The sequence below is a fragment of the Streptomyces sp. ICC1 genome (assembly GCF_003287935.1).
Classification (GTDB): domain Bacteria; phylum Actinomycetota; class Actinomycetes; order Streptomycetales; family Streptomycetaceae; genus Streptomyces; species Streptomyces tritrimontium.
The window spans coordinates 262,839-281,097 of the sequence record NZ_CP030287.1 but is presented as its reverse complement, the minus strand read 5'-3'; the positions used below and the strand labels follow the sequence as shown (position 1 = coordinate 281,097).

Genomic DNA, 18,259 nt, shown 5'->3' with positions numbered 1-18,259 from the left:
GACACCCGGGGTAATCCGTGAAAAAGCTCTCCGCACGACGACGCCATCCGCTGGCGGCGGTCGTCGTTCTACTCTTCGCGCTGGCGGTCACTGGGGGGCTGTACGCCGCCTTCGCGCCCGCGGGCAATGCGCAGGCCGACGAAACCGCCCAGTCCCTCGCCATCGAGGAGGGCCAGAAGCTCTACGCCGTCGGCTGCGCAAGCTGCCACGGAACCGGCGGTCAGGGTTCCTCTGACGGCCCGAGCCTGGTCGGCGTCGGCTCCGCAGCCGTCGACTTCCAGGTGAGCACGGGCCGCATGCCCGCCCAGCAGCCCGGCGCCCAGGTGCCGAAGAAGCCCGTCATCTACACGCAGGCGCAGACCGACCAGCTGGCCGCGTACATCGCGTCCCTCGGTGCCGGTCCGATCACGCCGCACGAGAAGCAGTACGACCCGGCCGGCGCCGACATCGCCAAGGGTGGTGAGCTGTTCCGCAACAACTGCGCGCAGTGTCACAACTTCACCGGTGAGGGCGGCGCGCTGACGAACGGCAAGTACGCCCCGAACCTCGATGGCGTCGAGCCGAAGCACATCTACGAGGCCATGCTCACCGGCCCGCAGAACATGCCCTCCTTCCCGGACAGCACCATGCCGGAGAAGCAGAAGAAGGACATCATCGCGTACCTCCAGAACGTCAACGGCGAAAAGTCGACCAACCCCGGCGGCCTCAAGCTCGGTGGCCTCGGCCCCGTCTCCGAGGGCCTGTTCGGCTGGGTCTTCGCTCTGGGTGCGCTGATCGCTGTCGCCGTCTGGGTCGCGGCCCACACCGCTAAGGCCAAGAAGTCATGAGTAGCCAAGACATTCCCGAAGAGAAGCACCTGCCGAGCGAGCAGGGCGACGCGCACCACGGTGGCGTGGCAGTGGCGGACGATCCGTTCGCGGACCCGGGTCTGCCGGTTCACAGGCCGCGCATCCAGGACATCGACGAGCGGGCCGCGAAGCGCTCCGAGCGCACGGTGGCCATGCTGTTCACCCTGTCGATGCTGGCCACGATCGGGTTCATCGCCTCGTTCGTGATCCTCCCGGTCGACAAGATCGTTTACATCTTCCCCATCGGGAAGGTGAGCGCGCTCAACTTCGCCCTGGGCATGACCCTGGGCACGGCGCTCTTCTGCATCGGCGCGGGTGCGGTCCACTGGGCCCGCACCCTGATGTCCGACGTGGAGATCGCCGAAGAGCGCCACAACATCGCGGCCACGCCCGAGGCGCGCGCCAAGGCCAAGCAGAACTTCAAGGACGGCGCCCGCGAGTCGGGCATCGGCCGTCGGCCGCTGATCCGCAACACGCTGCTCGGTGCGCTGGCCATGCTGCCGCTCTCCGCCGTCGTGATCCTGCGCGACCTGGGCCCGCTGCCCGAGGACAAGCTCCGCAAGACGATCTGGGCCAAGGGCAAGCTGCTCATCAACCAGAACACGATGGAGCCGCTGCGTCCCGAGGACGTGCTCGTCGGTTCGCTGACCTTCGCCATGCCGGAAGGCCTGGAGGAGGACGCGCACGACTTCCAGGTGCAGATCGCCAAGGCCGCCCTGATGATCGTCCGCATCAAGCCGGAGGACATCAAGGACAAGCAGGAACTGGAGTGGTCCCACGACGGCATCGTGGCCTACTCCAAGATCTGCACCCACGTCGGCTGCCCCATCAGCCTGTACGAGCAGCAGACGCACCACGTGCTCTGCCCGTGCCACCAGTCCACCTTCGACCTCTCCGACGGCGCCCGAGTCATCTTCGGCCCGGCTGGTCACGCGCTCCCGCAGCTGCGGATCGGCGTCAATGACGAAGGTTTCCTCGAGGCGCTCAGCGACTTCGAAGAGCCCGTCGGTCCTGCATTCTGGGAGCGCGGATGAGCACTGCCACAGAAACCAACGAGCGCAAGGCTCCGGCCGGTGAACGTGTCACCGACTGGATCGACGGCCGGATGGGCATTCACAGCCTGGGCAAGGCCGGCCTGCGCAAGATCTTCCCGGACCACTGGTCCTTCATGCTCGGTGAGATCTGCCTGTTCAGCTTCATCATCATCATCCTCACGGGTGTGTACCTGACGCTGTTCTTCCACCCGAGCATGAACGAGGTCGTCTACCACGGCTCGTACGTCCCCATGCAGGGCGTCACGATGTCCGAGGCCTTCGCCTCGACGCTGGACATCAGCTTCGACGTCCGCGGTGGTCTGCTCATGCGCCAGATCCACCACTGGGCGGCGCTGATCTTCGTCGCGGCGATGCTCGTGCACATGATGCGCGTGTTCTTCACCGGCGCGTTCCGCAAGCCGCGCGAGATCAACTGGATCTTCGGCTTCCTCCTGCTGGTCCTCGGCATGTTCACCGGTTTCACCGGTTACTCCCTGCCGGACGACCTGCTCTCGGGCACCGGTGTCCGCTTCATGCAGGGCGCGATCCTGTCCGTGCCGGTCGTCGGCACGTACATCTCGTTCTTCCTCTTCGGCGGCGAGTTCCCGGGCGGCGACTTCGTCTCCCGGTTCTACTCGGTCCACATCCTGCTGCTGCCGGGCATCATGATGGGCCTGCTGGTGGCCCACCTGATCCTCGTCGTGTACCACAAGCACACCCAGTTCGCGGGTCCGGGCAAGACCGAGAAGAACGTCGTCGGCCTGCCGCTGCTGCCGGTCTACGCGGCCAAGGCCGGAGGCTTCTTCTTCCTGAACTTCGGCATCATCGCGGCCGTCTCGGCGATCGCGTCGATCAACCCGATCTGGGCCATCGGCCCGTACCGCCCGGACCACGTGTCCACCGGTGCGCAGCCCGACTGGTACATGGGCATGCCCGAAGGCCTGATCCGTGCCATGCCGGGCTGGGAGATCAACCTGTGGGGCCACACGCTCGTCCTGGGCGTGTTCATCCCACTGCTGCTCTTCCCGCTGGTGCTCGGCGCCATCGCCGTCTGGCCGTTCATCGAGTCGTGGGTCACCGGGGACAAGCGCGAGCACCACATCCTGGACCGCCCGCGCAACGTCCCGACCCGTACGGCCTTCGGTGTCGCCTGGATCGCGGAGTACATCGTGCTCCTCATCGGCGGCGGCAACGACCTGTTCGCCCAGTACTTCCACCTGTCGATCAACTCGATCACCTGGTTCGTCCGGATCGGCTTCTTCGTCGTCCCGGTCCTCGCCTTCATCGTCACCAAGCGGATCTGCCTCGGCCTCCAGCGCCGGGACCACGACAAGGTGCTGCACGGTCGCGAGACCGGCGTCATCAAGCGCCTGCCGCACGGTGAGTTCGTCGAGATCCACGAGCCGCTCTCGCAGGGCAAGCTGCACCAGCTGACCGCGCACGAGCAGTACGCGCCGATCGAGCTCGGCCCGACGGTCGACGAGAACGGTGTCGAGCGCAAGGTGAAGCCGCTCGAGAAGCTCAAGGCGAAGCTGAGCAAGGGGTTCTACGCGGAGGGCAGCCAGATCCAGAAGCCCACCGTGGAGGAGTACAAGGAGATCCAGAGCGGCCACGGCCACCACTGACCTCCCCAGTCGCCACAGACGCACGCGTGCCCCGCTGGTTTCCAGCGGGGCACGCGTGTTTTTCCATGGCTTCGTCACCGCTTTAGCGCCTGCCCCCAGGCTTCTCACGGCACCAGAACCTGCCAAGAGACACGAGAGGGGGCAGTCCCATCACTGTTCCGATAGCCACCGACACGCCCATGAGCGCGGACACGGTCCGCACGGCGGTGGGCGCAGTCCTGGAGGACTTCCTCACCGCCAAGGGCAACGCCAACGACAGACCGGAACTGCGCAGCCTGGCGGAGCTGCTCCGGGACTTCACCTCCGAGGGCAAGCGCCTGCGCCCGCTGCTCTGCGCGATCGGCTGGAAGGCTGTCGGAGGCGGTGCCGGCACGGAAGCACTGTTCCGCGTCGCGGCCTCTCTGGAGATGTTCCACGCCTTCACACTGATCCACGACGACGTGATGGACCAGAGCGACACCCGCCGGGGACGCCCCACCATCCACCAGGCCCTGGCTTCCGGCCACGGCGACCGGGAACCGGGCCGGCGCGACCGGCTCGGGGAGAACGCCGCGATCCTCGTCGGCGACCTCGCCCTGATCTGGTCGGACGAACTGCTCTTCAAGGGCGCGGCGGCCGAGGACCGGCTCCTGCCCGTGCTGCGGGTCGTCGCCGAGATGCGCACCGAGGTCATGCTCGGCCAGTACCTCGACCTGCGGGCCACCGGTGAACTCAGCACCGACGTCGAGGCGACGCTGCTGGTCAACCGGTTCAAGACGGCGAAGTACACCATCGAGCGCCCCCTGCACATCGGCGCGGCCCTGGCCGGCGCGGACGCCGCGGCCATGGAGGCCTTCACCCGTTACGCCCTGCCGCTGGGCGAGGCCTTCCAACTGCGCGACGACCTCCTCGGCGTGTACGGCGACCCGCGGCTGACCGGCAAGTCCCGGCTCGACGACCTCCGCGAGGGCAAGCGCACCACGCTCGTCGCCCTCGCGCTGGGCGCCGCGGACGCGGAGCAGGAGGCCCGGCTGCGGGCGCTCATCGGCAACCCGCTGCTCGACGAGGCGGACGCGGAGGAAGCGCGCGCGCTCTTCGCCGCGACCGGTGCCCGCGAGGGCGTCGAGCAGATGATCGAGGAGCGCCGCGCCCGTGCGGTCGCCGCCCTCGAAGGATCTCCGTTCACCCAGGAGGCGATCCGCGACCTGACGGACATCGCCGGTACGGCCACTGCGAGGAACTCATGACGACCACCAGCATGATGCGTTACTGGGCGGAGAGCACCGAGCGCTTCCGCGACCTCTTCGCCCGCGACTTCGACCACCGGCCCACCATGGTCGAGCTCGACGGGGCACAGCTGCGGGAGGTCATCGACGCGTGCAACCGCGCGGTGGCGCCGCTCGGGAAGAACATCTCGGACGAGCGCTGGATCTCGTACATGGACGTGGTCCGCTGGTCCCAGAGCGCCCGCCACGTGCAGGACGTCGAAGCCTTCAAGGCGGTCTGCATCCTCAACTGCGTGACCTTCGTGTGGGACGACATGGACCCGGCCCTGCACGACTTCGACGCCTTCCTGCCGGAGATCCGCAAGATCTGCGAGCACTACTACGAGCCGGACGAGGTCTGGTTCGCCTACGAGGCGGCCCGCGCCTTCGTCGTGAGCGACAACATGTTCCGGGACTCGGACATCAAACGGGTCCTGTGCGAGACCTCCCCCGAGCAGTACTTCCGGTTCCGGGTGACCGACGTCGGCGTGGACTTCTGGATGAAGATGTCCTACCAGATCTACCGCCACGCGGACTTCTCCGAGCACGCCAAGAGCGGGCTCGCCGCCCGGATGACCACGCGCGGACTGGCGATCGTCAACGACTTCTACTCCTACGACAGGGAGATCGCCCTCGGGCAGGTCACCAACTGCTTCCGGCTCTGCGACGTCGCCGACGAGCGCGCGTTCAAGGAGTTCTTCGACGCCCGCCTCGCGGACATCGAGGAGGACGTCCGGTGCATCAAGGAGTTCGACCCGGTCTCCCGCGACGTGATGCTCGACCTCATCTACGGCAACTTCATCTGGACGACCAGCAACAAGCGCTACAAGGCGGCCGTCAACGACGTCAACTCGCGGATCCAGTGAAAGGCGTCCAGATGCCGGCCCCGGCCCCCTCGGTCTCCCACGCGCCCGCCGCGGACACGCGCGACTGGACCGTGGCCAAGGCGCCCGGCGCCGTCCCCCTGCTCGGGCACACCCTCGCGCTCTGGAAGGACCCGCTCGGCTTCCTCGCGTCCCTGCCGGCCCACGGCGACCTGGTGGAGCTCAGGCTCGGGCCCAAGCGGGCCTACCTCGCCTGCCACCCGGACCTGGTCCGGCACATCCTGCTCAGCCCCCGCACGTACGACAAGGGAGGCGTGTTCGACAAGGCCAGGCAGCTGCTCGGCAACAGCCTCTCGGTCTCCCGCGGCGAGGAGCACCGCCGCCAGCGCCGCCTGATCCAGCCCGCGTTCCAGCCGGCCAGGCTCGCCGCGTACACGAACTCGGTGGCCGCGGACACGGCCCGGACCATCGAGTCGTGGGAGCCCGGGCAGGTCCTGGACGTCTCCGACGCGATGCACGTCCTGCTGATGCGCGTCGCCGCGCGGACCCTGTTCTCCGCCGGGCTGGACGACGCCACCACGGACGAGGCCCGCGAGTGCCTGCGCACCGTGTCCCAGGGCATCTACAAGCGGACCGTCGCGCCCGTCGGCGTCATGGAGAAACTGCCCACGCCCGGCAACCGGCGCTACGACGAGTCCAACCGCAGGCTCCGGGAGATCGTCGACGAGATGATCAAGGCGCGGCGGGGCCACGAGGGCGGGGACGAGGACCTGCTCTCCATCCTGCTGAACGTGGAGCACCCGCAGACCGGGGAGCGCCTGAGCGAGGCCCAGATCCTCGACCAGGTGGTCACCTTCCTCGTCGCGGGCAGCGAGACGACCGCCTCCACCCTCGCCTTCGTCTTCCACCTGCTGGGCCGCCACCCCGAGGCGGAGCGCCGGATGCAGGACGAGATCGACCGGGTGCTCGACGGCCGCCCGGCGCTCTTCGACGACCTGCCGGACCTCCCGTACACCAAGGGGGTCATCACCGAGGCCCTGCGGCTCTACCCGCCGTCCTGGCTGTCGATGCGGGTGGCCGCGCAGGACGTGGAGATCGGCGGCCACCGGATCGCCGAGGGAACGATGATCATGTACAGCTCCTACGCGCTGCACCACAACGCGGAGCTGTTCCCCGACCCGGAGCGCTTCGACCCCGAGCGCTGGCTCCCGCCCCGCCTCGCGGAGGTCCCCCGGGGTGCGCTCGTGCCCTTCGGCCACGGCGCCCACAAGTGCATCGGGGACGTCCTGGCGCTGGCCGAGACCACGCTCATCGTCAGCACCATCGCGAACGGCTGGCGCCTGAGGCCCGTACCCGGTACGGAACTGCGCCCGCAGCCCAAGGCCACGCTGGAGCCCGGGCCCCTGCCCATGAGGTGCGAACCGCGCCGCCGCACGACGAAGGACACCGACGGATGAAGACGCTGCGGGACAAGACGGCGACCCGCGAGTGGCGGGTGGCCCGGGCACCGGGCGCGCTCCCGCTGCTCGGCAACGCGCTGTCCATGGGCAGGGACCCCGTCCGGTTCCTGTCCTCGCTGCCGCGCCACGGAGACCTGGTCGAACTGCGGATCGGCGGCAAGCGCACCTTCCTGCCCTGCCACCCGGAGCTCATCCAGCAGGTGCTGCTGAACGCCCGCGTCTTCGACACGGGCGGTCCGATGAAGGAGAAGGCCCGGCCGATCCTCGGCAACGGCCTGATCACCTCGGACTGGGCCGACCACAAGCGCCAGCGCCGGCTGGTGCAGCCGGCCTTCCACCCGGCCCGCATCGCCACGTACGCGCACGTGATGCAGGAGGAGGTGGAGGCGCAGGCCGGCACGTGGACGGCCGGCCAGGTCGTCGACGTCAACGAGGTGACCCAGGCGCTGACCGCCCGGATCACGGCGCGGGCCCTGTTCGCCCTCGACATCGCCCCGCACGCGGTCGCGGTCATCCAGCACTGCCTGCCGGTCATCGTCCGCGGCGCCTACCGCAACGCGGTGGATCCGACGGGCCTGCTGGGCAAGCTGCCGACCCCGGCCAACCGGGAGTTCGCGCGGGCGCTGGAGCAGATGCACGAGCTGATCGACGGGATCGTCGAGGACTACCGCACCTCGGACCGGGACCGCGGCGACCTGGTGTCGGCCCTGCTCGCGGCCGAGGACCCGGAGAGCGGCGAGAAGCTCTCCGACCAGGAGGTCCACGACCAGGTCATGACCCTGCTGCTGGCCGGCATCGAGACCACGGCCTCCGCCCTGACCTGGGCGCTGCACCTGCTCGCGCAGAACCCGGAGGCGGAGTCGCGGCTGCACGCCGAGCTGGACCACGTGCTGGGGGGTCCGGGGGAGCGGTTCCCCGAGTTCAAGGACATCCCCGAGCTGCGGTACACGCAGCGGGTCTTCACCGAGACCCTGCGGCTGTACCCGCCGGCCTGGATCTACACCCGGACCACGACCACGGCCACCGAGCTGGGGGGTGTCCCGCTCATGCCGGGCGACGACATCATCATCAGCCCGTACGTGGTGCACCGGATCCCCGGGCTGTTCCCCCGGCCGGAGCACTTCGATCCGGACCGCTGGCTCCCCGACCGGGCCAAGGACGTGGCCCGCGGCGCCTACGTGCCGTTCGGCGCGGGCAGCCGCAAGTGCATCGGCGACGTCTTCGGCATCACCGAGGCCACGCTGGCGCTGGCGGCCATCGCGTCCAAGTGGCGGCTGCGCCCCGTGCCCGGCACGCGCGTCAAGCCGAGGCCGCACATGAGCCTGTCCACCGGGCCCCTGCCCATGCGGGTGGAACCGCGCTGACCGCACTGGCCGCACTGACCGGGCTGACCGCGGTGTGCGAAGGCGAGCCGGGCCCCGGAGAACGGGGCCCGGCTCGCGCGCGTGCGCGGTGGCCGAGTTCCGGTCCCGCGTGTCCGCCCTTCGGGACGGGGCTCATTGCGGTCTCCGGGGCTGGATAGGCTGAAGGCCTTCCCATTCGACTGGGCATCCAGACCAGCAGCAGGAGCGGACCATGAACGTGGTGACCCCGGCAGGCGGCGACAGCGTGGCGGCCCGCGGCTGGCCGGGTGTGCTCGAAGCCCTGCTGTCCGGCCGGGACCTCGGCGCCGACGACTCGGCCTGGGCCATGGACCGGATCATGCGGGGAGAGGCCACCGACGCCCAGATCGCCGGTTTCGCGGTCGCGCTGCGGGCCAAGGGGGAGACGGTCGCGGAGATCACCGGCCTCGTCCGGGCGATGTACGCGCACGCGAACCTGATCGAGGTGCCGGGCCGGACGGTGGACATCGTCGGCACCGGCGGCGACGGCGCCAAGACGGTCAACATCTCCACCATGTCGGCGATCGTCGTGGCCGGTACGGGCGCCAAGGTGGTCAAGCACGGCAACCGGGCCTCCTCCTCGGCCAGCGGGTCCTCGGACGTCCTGGAGAAGCTGGGCGTCAACCTCGACCTGACCCCGGCGCGGGTCGCCGAGGTCGTCGAGGAGGCCGGGATCACCTTCTGCTTCGCGGTCAAGTTCCACCCCGCGCTGCGGCACGTGGCCGCGGCCCGCAAGGAGCTGGGCATCCGGACGACCTTCAACTTCCTCGGCCCGCTGACGAACCCGGCCAAGGTGCGGGCGCAGGCCACCGGTGTCGCCGACGCCCGGATCGCCCCGATCGTGGCGGGCGTGCTGGCGGAGCGCGGCTCCTCGGCGCTGGTCTTCCGCGGCGACGACGGCCTCGACGAGCTCACCACCACGGCTACCTCGCGGGTCTGGTGGGTCCGCGACGGCGGGGTCACGGAGCAGTCCTTCGACCCGCGCGACATCGGCATCCAACTGGTCGACGTCTCCGCGCTCCGCGGCGAGGACGCCTCGTACAACGCGGACGTCGCCCGCCGCCTGCTGGCCGGCGAGCCCGGCCCGGTCCGCGACGCGGTCCTGCTGAACTCGGCGGCTGCCCTGGTCGCCCTCGACCCGGGCACGGGCACGCTGGAGGAGCAGCTCGCGGCGGGCGTCGCGCGGGCGGCCGGGGCGATCGACTCGGGCGCGGCCCGCGAGTCGCTGGCGCGCTGGGTGGCGGCGAGCAACGCCTGAGCGGCCGGCGCGGGGTTCGCGGGTTCGCGCTCCGAGCACGGCGTGGAACAGGAGACCCCGGTCCGCCATGTGGACCGGGGTCTTGCGTCGGCGGGATCTTGTGGCAGGATGCTCAGCAGGTCACGAGTGACAGCGTTTTGGCCCCGGCTTGCTGTCCGGCAACCCTCCTTCCGTGGCGGGGTGCCCCGGGTGATGACCAGGTCGTGGGCAGTGAGGTCTACGGCAAGCGCGGATCCCTCGAACACCAGGGGTCCTGGTCTCTCGAGGAGCGTTTTCCGTGAGCAAGCGAATGCGATAGGGCGACTCAGCCCCTTCTTAAACCCTCGGAACAGGGTCACTTTTGCGTACCCCGAGTACGCCACCCGACTCCGAGGCACTCCCGTACCCCCGGACGGCCGCAGCGCCGTACCCGCGTACGGGCATTTTCGAAGCCATTCACCCCTGCCTGCCGGGAGATACCGCCATGTCCGCGACCCTGAACGCCGCCGCGACCAGCACCATCGCGACCGCCGCCGCCGCCGTCACCACCGCCGTCACCGTCGACCCCGCCTGTGCCGAGCCGCTTCCGGTCCTCGGCCGCGACGTCACCGTGCCGCTCGTCACCGGCGGCGAAGTCACCTACGCCGCCCTCGACTACGCGGCCAGCGCCCCCGCCCTGCAGCGCGTCTGGGACGACGTGGCCGCCTACGCCCCGTACTACGGCAGCGTGCACCGCGGCGCCGGGTACCTCTCGCAGCTCTCCACCGACCTGTTCGAGCAGAGCCGCGTCACCGTCGCCGAGTTCCTGGACTGCCGCCCCACCGACCAGGTGATCTTCACCCGGTCCACCACCGACTCCCTCAACCTGCTCGCCGCCGTCGTGCCCGCCGACTGCCAGGTCTTCGTCTTCGAGACCGAGCACCACGCCTCGCTGCTGCCCTGGACGAACGCGCAGGTCACCTACCTCAACGCCCCCCGCACCCCGGACGAGGCCGTCGCCACCCTGGAGCGGGCGCTCGCCGACCGCACCGCATCAATTGAAGGGGGCCACGGCCCCGCCCTGGTCTGCGTCACCGGCGCCTCCAACGTCACCGGCGAGCTGTGGCCCGTCAAGGAGCTCGCCGCCGTCGCCCACGCCCACGGCGCCCGCATCGTCCTGGACGCCGCCCAGCTGGCCCCGCACCACCCCGTCTCGGTCCAGGACCTCGACGTCGACTGGGTCGCCTTCTCCGGGCACAAGCTCTACGCGCCCTTCGGCTCGGGCGTGCTCGCCGGCCGCGCGGACTGGCTCCAGCAGGCCGAGCCGTACCTGGCCGGCGGCGGCGCCTCCCGCAAGGTGACGCGACGCGTCAGCGGGGAGGATGCCGGCGGCGTCGACGTCGAGTGGCACACCACCGCCGCCCGCCACGAGGCCGGCTCCCCGAACGTCATCGGCGTCTACTCCATCGCCGCCGCCTGCAAGGCGCTGAACGAGGCGGGCTTCGACAGCCTTGTCGCCCGCGAGCGGCACCTCATCGCCAAGGTCCGGGACGGCCTGGCCGAGGTCCCGGCGGTCCGCGTCCTGTCCCTCTTCGGCGACGACGCCCCCCGCGTCGGCGTCATCTCCTTCGTGGTGGACGGCTGGAACAGCTCCCACTTCGCCGCCGCGCTCTCCGCCGAGTACGGGATCGGCGTGCGCGACGGTCTGTTCTGCGCCCACCCGCTGGTCCGCACCCTGCTCGGCAGCGAGCCGCAGGAGCCGGGCGAGTGCGGCGCCCCGGAGGCGGCCCCGGGGGAGCGCTCGCTGAACGCGATCCGCGTCAGCTTCGGCGCCGGCACCCCCGACGAGCACGTGGAGCGCTTCGTCCGCGCGGTCAAGGAGCTCGTCGCGGACGGCGCGAAGTGGCAGTACCGCACCGAAGAGGGCCGCTGCGTCCCGGCCGTCTGACAGGCTGCCGGGCATGACGTACTGGGACCCGATACCGACCCTGCGGGCTTCCGTCGGCGAGCCGCTGCCCCTGTGGCGGGCGACCTCGTGAGCAGGGCCTGGTCCCTGCCGGAACTGTGAGCCGCCGGACGGCGAACCGCTACGCGTCCAGGCCGATCGCGAAGGCCGCTTCCAGGTCGTGCTGGGAGTACGTGCGGAACGCGACGTGCGTGTCCGTGGCCTCGACGCCCGGGATCTTGCTGATGCGGCCCGGGATGACGTCCGCCAGGGCCTCGTGGCGGGCCACGCGGACCAGCGCGATCAGGTCGTAGGTGCCCGTCACGGAGTAGACCTCGCTGACGTTCTCCAGCGCGGCGATGGCCTCGGCGATCTCGGGGATCCGGTCCACGCTGGTCTTGATGAGCACGAGTGCGGTGATCACGGTTGGCTGTCTCCCTCGCCTGCGGGCACTGTCCGCCTCACTCTAGCCCCACGCCTGTAGCGCACCCACGCGTAGAGGAAGCCCACCGAGAAGCCCACCACGTGGGCCAGATAGGCCACGCCCGGACCGCTTCCCGCCCGGTGCGCCGCCAGCCACTGCAGGGCGAACCAGAACAGTAGGACGATCCACGCGGGGAACCGCAGCGGCACGAAGAAGAGGAACGGGAACAGGCTCGTCACGCGCGCCCCGGGGAACAGGCACAGGAAGGCCCCCAGCACCGCTGAGATCGCCCCGGAGGCCCCGACGAGGGTCTGGTCGGAGGAGGCGTTCGCCGCCGCGTACGCGGCCAGGGCCAGGTAGCCCGTACAGACGTAGAAGCAGAGGAACCCCGCCCGGCCCATGCGCTGCTCCGTCATCGCCCCGAAGACGAAGAGGAAGAGCATGTTGCCCAGCAGGTGGAGCCAGCTGCCGTGCACGAACAGGGCCGTCAGCGGGGTCAGCAGCGCCCTGCCGCCGCCCGCGAACAGCTCGTCCGGGACCACGCCCCAGCGCCGGAAGTACGCCGTCCCCGTCGCCAGCAGCTCATCATCCGTCCCGTAGACCGGATTGAGCCCCGACGCCGGGCTCAGCACGAACACCACACAGCAGCCGGCGATCAGCGCGTGGGTGACCACCGGTCCCCGCGCGGCCTCGCGTACGGCCCGCCACCTTACGATCATGCGACCGAGCATGACCCAGCCGGGCCCGCCCGCGAGCGCGGCAGGCCGTAGGGTTACGAGCTACGCACGCACGCGCGCACACGGCGCGGCCGTGTGCGCGAACCGAAGGAGAGAACGGCCTGATGACGGTTCCCCTGCCGACCGACACCACCCGGTGGCGCTGCACCCTGTGCGGCAACCTCACGCGCTTCGACGTCACCCGTTCGTCGAAGGTCGTCGAGTACGTCCACCTGGACCTCGCCGGGGAGCCCAAGGTCGAGGAGCGCGAGGTGGTCAATGAGACCATCGAGTCGGTGCGCTGCCGTTGGTGCAACGCGGTGGACCAGATCGAGCTCGTGGACAGGCCGGGCGCGGACTCCTGACGGAGCCCCGCCCTCAGGTGAATGACGGTAGGGGTGACGGATTGTGGAGCCAGCAAGCGGCGCTGAGCCGGCCGACGCGGCCGGCGACGCCGCCGAGGTGCTCGACCGCCCGCTGCCGGAAGGCGTGCGGCGCCGGGTCGTCGCGCTCGTCTCGGACGCCTTCGGCGGTCTGACGGTCGCCGACCTCCCGGCGCAACTGCGCCAGTACGCGCGGTTCACCCCGACCCGGCGCGCCAAGTTCGCGGGCAATGCCATGGCCACGGCCGTGGAGAGCGACCCCGTCTTCCGCGGCCGGGTCGCCGAGAAGCTCCGCGAGGCGCAGGCCGAGCTGGCCGGGGCGCTGGAGTCGGGCGCCCCGCCCGCCGCCGCCGACCCGCTGGACGTGGCGGCCGCCGCCTACGTCCTGCGGCCGGCCGGCTGGGCCAAGCTCGTGGCCGCCGCCGGCGAGGAGGCGCAGCGCGCCGACGCCGAGCGGGTCGACGAGGAGGCGCGCCGGGAGATGGACCGGCTCCGCGAGGAGCTGGCCCACGTACGGGAGTCGCAGCGCGCGGGCGGCGACCAGGTGCGGGCCGATCTGGACGCGGCGCGCAAGGAAGCGGAATCGCTTCAGCGCAAGCTGCGCAGCGCCCTGAGCGACGTCAAGCGGGGCGACGCGGCCCTGCGCAAGCTCAACGCCGAGATCGACGGCATCCGTGCCGAGGCGGCCGCGCAGGTGATCACCGCCGAGAGCGAGAGCCGGCGGCTCAAGTCCCGCCTCGCGGAGGTGGAGACGGCGCTGGAGACCTCGCGCCGGGCCACCCGCGAGGGGCGCAGCATCGAGGACATGCGGCTGCGGCTGCTGCTGGACACCGTGCTGGACGCGGCCGCGGGGCTGCGCCGGGAGCTCGCACTGCCGCCGGTGTCCACCCGGCCCGCCGACACGGTGGAGGCGGTGGAGCCGGGCCGGATGACCCCCAAGGACATCGCGGCGCGCGCCCTGTCGGAGACCGACCCGGCGCTGCTGGACCAGCTGTTGGCGCTGCCCCAGGCGCACCTGGTGATCGACGGCTACAACGTCACCAAGACCGGCTACCCGACGATGCCGCTGGAGAAGCAGCGGCTGCGGCTGCTGGGCGGGCTGTCGATGCTCGCCGCGCAGACGGGCGCCGAGATGACCTGTGTCTTCGACGGGGCGGAGCTGGCGGCCCCGGTGCTGCTCGCGCCGCCGCGCGGGGTGCGGGTGCTGTTCTCCAAGGCCGGGGTGACCGCGGACGAGCTGATCCGCCAGCTGGTGCGTGCCGAGCCGCCCGGCCGGCCGGTGGTCGTGGTCTCCACGGACCGGGAGGTCGCCGACGGGGTGGCCAAGGCGGGTGCGCGGCCGGTGACGTCCGCCTTGTTGCTGAAGCGGCTTTCGCGCGTTTCGTAACGGGTGGCCCTGATGCCGGAATTGGCATGTGATCGGGGGGACGGACCGTCAAGTCGTCGGCACAGAGCGTGCGCTCTTGGTAAAGAAGCTGGTCGGAGGGCGAAATTTTTCCCGGCAGGATTTGAACTGATCACAGAAGGGTCACTAGGGTCACCTCAAACCTTCGTGCGGTAGTTCACTCATTCGGGGTGACAGCGAAGGTGTCGCCGAGCTTGCGTTCTTCGGCGGCTCGAGGAAGAAGGAGCTCGCCTTCGTGGCGTCCCACCGTCGACCCAAGCAGCCGACCCGCACTCGCGCGACCGTGCTCACCGTCACCGCCGCCGCCGCCGTGGTCCTCTCCGGCCAGGCCGCCAACGCCGCCCCGGCGAAGCCGAGCAAGGACGAGGTCAAGACCAAAGTCGACGCCCTCTACGAAGAGGCGGAGCAGGCGACCGAGAAGTTCAACGGCGCCCAGACGCGCCAGGACGCCCTCGAGAAGGAGATCGGGCAGCTCCAGGACCAGGTCGCCCGCGGCCAGGGCGAGCTCAACACCCTGCGCGGCACCATAGGTTCGATGGCCAACGCCCAGTACCGCACCGGTGGCATAGACCAGTCCCTCGCGCTGTTCCTCTCCGCCGACCCGGACAACTACCTCGACAAGGCCTCCACGCTGGAGCAGCTGAGCGGCAAGCAGGTCGAGTCGGTCCAGAAGATCCAGGCCAAGCAGCGCAGCCTCGCGCAGCAGCGCCAGGAGGCCGCCGGCAAGCTCGCCGACCTCGACGCCACCCGCAAGGAGCTGGCCGAGAAGAAGAAGGTCTCGACGGACAAGCTCGCCGAGGCCCAGGCCCTCCTCAACTCGCTGACCGCGCAGGAGCGCGCGCAGCTCAAGGAGGAGGCCAAGAAGGAGAGCGGCAGCGCGGCCGAGCAGGCCGAGCTCAGCAACGTGAAGGGCTCGGGACGGGCGGCGGACGCGCTGCGGGCCGCCGTGACCAAGAACGGCAAGGCCTACGTCCGCGGCGGCACCGGCCCGAACGCGTTCGACTGCTCCGGCCTCACGCAGTGGGCCTACAAGCAGGCCGGCATCACCATCGGCCGCACCACCTTCGACCAGGTCAAGGAAGGCCCGAAGATCAGCCTGAGCGAGCTCCAGCCCGGAGACCTGGTCTTCTACTCGAACCTCCAGCACGTCGGGCTGTACGCGGGCAACGGCAAGGTCTTCCACGCCGCCAACCCCAGCGCCGGCGTCCTGTACGGATCCCTCAGCGGATTCGCGTACGGGGTCCGCGTCGGCAGCTGACGCCCGCCCCGCCCCCGGTCCGCGGGGGACGCGCCGCACACCGCCCATCCGGGCGAATTACGGAGCCCCGATCTGACCACACGCCCCGCCGGTGACCTGCGTCTCCGGCGGGGCGTCACTGTGCGTGCCCGTCGAGGACGTTGGCCGGCACCCTCCGGCGCCGCTACTGTCTGCCACCGCGGAACCCGGCACACGGCCGTCCACGGGGGGCGGACCCGGTCCCGCGCAGCGGAAGGGAGCGGTTCTCACGTGGCGTCCCATCGCCGGTCCGGGCCCAGCGTCCTCGACCGGAACACGAAGGTCACCGTCCTCACCGCCGCCGCGGCAGGAGCGGCGGTCGCCATGACGGGCGCACCCGCGAGTGCGGCCCCGGGCCTCCCGCTCGAGCCCCCGGCCGGCGCCCGCGCCCAGGTCGACCGGCTCTTCGAGGAGGCCGAGCAGGCCACCGAGCGCTTCAACCAGGCGGGCGAGAAGGCCGACGGGCTGCGCACCGAAGTCGGCCGGGTCCAGGACGCGGTGGCCCGCGGCCAGGACCGCATCAACACCATGCGCGGGGTGCTCGGCGCCTACGCCGGAGCCCAGTACCGGGCGGGCGGCATCGACCCCGCGGTCGAGCTGATGCTCTCCGACGACCCCGACGAGTACCTCGCCAAGGCCTCCGCCCTCGACCGGCTGACCGGCCGCCAGGCCCGCCGGCTGGACGAACTGCGCTCCGAGCAGCGCCGGCTCGGCCAGGAGCGCCAGGACGCCTCCCGCAAACTCGCCGAACTCGACGCCCTGCGCGCCGAGGTGGCGAAGGAGAAGCGCGCCGTCACCGCCAAGCTCGCCGCCGCCCGCCGGCTGCTCAACGCGATGCCCACCGAGGAGCGCGCCGACTTCGAGCGCGCCTCGCGCTCCGGCGGCCGTCCCGAGGGCCTGCCGGACCTGCCCGGCGCCGCCTCCCAGGGCCCCTCCTCCGGCCGCGCCGCCACCGCCGTGATGGCGGCCCGCTCCGCCGTCGGCCGGCCCTACGTGTGGGGTTCCACCGGCCCCACCGGATTCGACTGCTCCGGGCTGATGGTGTGGTCCTACCGCCAGGCGGGCGTCGCACTGCCGCGCACCTCGCAGGCGCAGCGGCACGCCGGGCAGCGGGTCTCCCTCTCGGAGGCGCGCCCGGGCGACCTCGTGACGTACCGCTCGGACGCCAGCCACGTCGGCATGTACGTGGGCAACGGCCAGGTGGTGCACGCCCCGTACCCGGGAGCGCGGGTGCGCTACGACCCGGTCGGGATGATGCCGGTGTCCTCGGTGACGCGGCCCTGAGGGTCCTCCTGCGTACGATCGGGTGATGTTCCCGGGCCTTGGCCGGCTGTGCCGCCTCCTTCCGCGCGCACTGCCGCTGCTCCTGCTGTGCGTGCCGCTCGCCGGCTGCGACTCCGGTTCCGCTTCCGGTTCCGCTTCCCGTCCGGCGGGCGCCACGGAGCGGGCGGTGCGCGGCGCCGTCGCCGCCTGGTCGGCGGCCCCGCCCGAGCGGCTCGCGGCGGTCCCGCTGGAGGACTGGTCCTACGAGGTCACCTCGGTCCGGGAGGAAGGCGTACGGGCCTTCGCGCGGGCCCGGCTGGGCTACCGGCTCACCGGCTACGACACCGCGGCCCCCGCCGGATCGGACCGCGAGGTCGAGCTCGCCCGGGACGCGGACTCCTGGAAGGTGGTGGCCGACCGGCCCGCCCCGGGCGCCGCGCCCCAGCTGTGGGACCAGGGTCCGGTGACCGTGGAGCGCGGGACGTACGCCCTGGTGCTCGGCGGGGCCGGCCAGAGCTCCGCCGCCCTGTCCGCGATCGCGCGGGAGGCCGACGTGGCGGTGCCCGCCGCGAGCGCCGCCTGGCCGCGGCCGTGGGCCGGCCGGGTCGTGGTGCTCGTCCCCGGCACCCTCGACGCGATGGCGGCGCTGCTGGGCCGGCCGGCCGCCGAGTACCGGGGCCTGGGCGCCGTCACCACCGGGCGGACCGGCCCCGGGCCGGCCCCCGCCGACCGGGTCGTCGTCAACCCGGAGGGGTACGCCCAGCTCACGGCGGAGGGCCGCCAGGTCATCCTGACCCACGAGACCACCCACGTCGCCACCCGCGCCGCGACCACGGGGCGGACCCCGCTGTGGCTCTCCGAGGGCTTCGCGGACTGGGCGGCGTACCGGGGCGGACAGCGGACCCCCGCCGAGGCCGCCCCGGCGCTCGCCCGGGCGGTGCGGCGCGGGGACCTGCCGGGCGCGCTCCCCGCCGACGGGGCCTTCGCCTTCGGAGGGGACGCGGAGGCGCTGGCGAGGGCGTACGAGGGCTCCTGGATGGCCTGCCGGCTCATCGCGGGCACGTGGGGCGACGCCGCGCTCGTCGACCTGTACGCGAAGGCCGGGAGCGAGCCGCTGCCCGCGGCCTTGGAGGAGGTCCTCGGGACGGACGCCGACGGGCTGGCCGGAGCCTGGCGCCGCGAGCTCGCCCGCGAGCTCCGGTAGGGTCGCGAAG

16 protein-coding genes and 1 riboswitch are annotated in these 18,259 nt (G+C 71.4%); of the genes, 14 read left to right on the top strand and 2 right to left on the bottom strand.

The features are described from left to right. The first annotated feature begins 17 nt into the window (after positions 1-17). The 9 genes from DRB96_RS01295 (at position 18) to DRB96_RS01255 (ending at position 11,581) form a co-directional block, all read left to right on the top strand. Complete coding sequence (locus DRB96_RS01295) at positions 18-827, top strand: c-type cytochrome (protein WP_112446374.1); 810 nt, start codon at positions 18-20, stop codon at positions 825-827. Continuing rightward, positions 824-1,882, top strand: coding sequence for a Rieske 2Fe-2S domain-containing protein (locus DRB96_RS01290; protein WP_112446373.1), 1,059 nt, complete (start codon positions 824-826; stop codon positions 1,880-1,882). Before DRB96_RS01295 ends, DRB96_RS01290 begins: the two co-directional genes overlap by 4 nt. Then, complete coding sequence (locus DRB96_RS01285; protein WP_112446372.1) at positions 1,879-3,507, top strand: ubiquinol-cytochrome c reductase cytochrome b subunit; 1,629 nt, start codon at positions 1,879-1,881, stop codon at positions 3,505-3,507. The genes DRB96_RS01290 and DRB96_RS01285 overlap by 4 nt, the downstream gene beginning before the upstream one ends. A 179-nt stretch (positions 3,508-3,686) precedes the next feature. Continuing rightward, entirely contained in the window at positions 3,687-4,733 is a 1,047-nt protein-coding gene (locus DRB96_RS01280; RefSeq protein WP_112446371.1) for a polyprenyl synthetase family protein, read from the top strand. Continuing rightward, the gene (locus tag DRB96_RS01275; RefSeq protein WP_112446370.1) at positions 4,730-5,617 is read left to right on the top strand and encodes a hypothetical protein; all 888 of its coding nucleotides are present in this window, start codon (positions 4,730-4,732) and stop codon (positions 5,615-5,617) included. Before DRB96_RS01280 ends, DRB96_RS01275 begins: the two co-directional genes overlap by 4 nt. An 11-nt stretch (positions 5,618-5,628) precedes the next feature. Continuing rightward, positions 5,629-7,032, top strand: a complete 1,404-nt coding sequence (locus DRB96_RS01270; protein ID WP_112446369.1) for a cytochrome P450 — start codon at positions 5,629-5,631, stop codon at positions 7,030-7,032. Continuing rightward, on the top strand, positions 7,029-8,399 hold the full coding sequence (locus DRB96_RS01265; protein WP_112446368.1) for a cytochrome P450: 1,371 nt from the start codon (positions 7,029-7,031) through the stop codon (positions 8,397-8,399). Before DRB96_RS01270 ends, DRB96_RS01265 begins: the two co-directional genes overlap by 4 nt. Before the next feature lie 211 nt (positions 8,400-8,610). Further along, complete coding sequence (gene trpD, locus DRB96_RS01260; protein WP_112446367.1) at positions 8,611-9,675, top strand: anthranilate phosphoribosyltransferase; 1,065 nt, start codon at positions 8,611-8,613, stop codon at positions 9,673-9,675. A 118-nt stretch (positions 9,676-9,793) separates the two neighbouring features. Beyond that, positions 9,794-9,910, top strand: a riboswitch (SAM riboswitch). 228 nt (positions 9,911-10,138) lie between these two features. Next, complete coding sequence (locus DRB96_RS01255; protein ID WP_239515986.1) at positions 10,139-11,581, top strand: aminotransferase class V-fold PLP-dependent enzyme; 1,443 nt, start codon at positions 10,139-10,141, stop codon at positions 11,579-11,581. A 139-nt stretch (positions 11,582-11,720) separates the two neighbouring features. Here the strand turns inward: DRB96_RS01255 and DRB96_RS01250 are convergent, their stop codons facing one another. Both DRB96_RS01250 and DRB96_RS01245 read right to left on the bottom strand, forming a co-directional pair. After that, entirely contained in the window at positions 11,721-12,002 is a 282-nt protein-coding gene (locus DRB96_RS01250) for an Lrp/AsnC ligand binding domain-containing protein (protein ID WP_112446366.1), read from the bottom strand. Continuing rightward, a complete protein-coding gene (locus DRB96_RS01245) occupies positions 11,999-12,721 on the bottom strand; it encodes a rhomboid family intramembrane serine protease (protein WP_112453128.1) in 723 nt (240 codons plus the stop codon). Before DRB96_RS01245 ends, DRB96_RS01250 begins: the two co-directional genes overlap by 4 nt. A 122-nt stretch (positions 12,722-12,843) precedes the next feature. Between DRB96_RS01245 and DRB96_RS01240 the strand changes: the two genes are divergently transcribed. From DRB96_RS01240 to DRB96_RS01220, 5 genes are all read left to right on the top strand, one after another. Continuing rightward, a complete protein-coding gene (locus DRB96_RS01240) occupies positions 12,844-13,083 on the top strand; it encodes a hypothetical protein (RefSeq protein WP_008738811.1) in 240 nt (79 codons plus the stop codon). Between the two features lie 40 nt (positions 13,084-13,123). After that, the gene (locus DRB96_RS01235; protein ID WP_112446365.1) at positions 13,124-14,488 is read left to right on the top strand and encodes an NYN domain-containing protein; all 1,365 of its coding nucleotides are present in this window, start codon (positions 13,124-13,126) and stop codon (positions 14,486-14,488) included. 253 nt (positions 14,489-14,741) lie between these two features. Beyond that, on the top strand, positions 14,742-15,764 hold the full coding sequence (locus DRB96_RS01230; RefSeq protein ID WP_112446364.1) for a C40 family peptidase: 1,023 nt from the start codon (positions 14,742-14,744) through the stop codon (positions 15,762-15,764). A 249-nt stretch (positions 15,765-16,013) separates the two neighbouring features. Beyond that, positions 16,014-17,066 (top strand): C40 family peptidase, encoded by a 1,053-nt coding sequence (locus DRB96_RS01225; protein WP_112446363.1) that lies wholly within the window; start codon positions 16,014-16,016, stop codon positions 17,064-17,066. Between the two features lie 25 nt (positions 17,067-17,091). Next, a complete protein-coding gene (locus DRB96_RS01220; RefSeq protein ID WP_112446362.1) occupies positions 17,092-18,249 on the top strand; it encodes a hypothetical protein in 1,158 nt (385 codons plus the stop codon). The last annotated feature ends 10 nt before the right edge of the window (positions 18,250-18,259 follow it).

What these genes read in the sequence shown, in the direction of transcription:
- DRB96_RS01290 (WP_112446373.1), top strand. Translation starts at nt 824, where the DNA reads ATGAGTAGCCAAGACATTCCCGAAGAGAAGCACCTGCCGAGCGAGCAG.
- DRB96_RS01285 (WP_112446372.1), top strand. Translation starts at nt 1,879, where the DNA reads ATGAGCACTGCCACAGAAACCAACGAGCGCAAGGCTCCGGCCGGTGAA.
- DRB96_RS01280 (WP_112446371.1), top strand. Translation starts at nt 3,687, where the DNA reads ATGAGCGCGGACACGGTCCGCACGGCGGTGGGCGCAGTCCTGGAGGAC.
- DRB96_RS01275 (WP_112446370.1), top strand. Translation starts at nt 4,730, where the DNA reads ATGACGACCACCAGCATGATGCGTTACTGGGCGGAGAGCACCGAGCGC.
- DRB96_RS01270 (WP_112446369.1), top strand. Translation starts at nt 5,629, where the DNA reads ATGCCGGCCCCGGCCCCCTCGGTCTCCCACGCGCCCGCCGCGGACACG.
- DRB96_RS01265 (WP_112446368.1), top strand. Translation starts at nt 7,029, where the DNA reads ATGAAGACGCTGCGGGACAAGACGGCGACCCGCGAGTGGCGGGTGGCC.
- trpD (WP_112446367.1), top strand. Translation starts at nt 8,611, where the DNA reads ATGAACGTGGTGACCCCGGCAGGCGGCGACAGCGTGGCGGCCCGCGGC.
- DRB96_RS01255 (WP_239515986.1), top strand. Translation starts at nt 10,139, where the DNA reads ATGTCCGCGACCCTGAACGCCGCCGCGACCAGCACCATCGCGACCGCC.
- DRB96_RS01245 (WP_112453128.1), bottom strand. Translation starts at nt 12,721, where the DNA reads ATGATCGTAAGGTGGCGGGCCGTACGCGAGGCCGCGCGGGGACCGGTG.
- DRB96_RS01240 (WP_008738811.1), top strand. Translation starts at nt 12,844, where the DNA reads ATGACGGTTCCCCTGCCGACCGACACCACCCGGTGGCGCTGCACCCTG.
- DRB96_RS01220 (WP_112446362.1), top strand. Translation starts at nt 17,092, where the DNA reads ATGTTCCCGGGCCTTGGCCGGCTGTGCCGCCTCCTTCCGCGCGCACTG.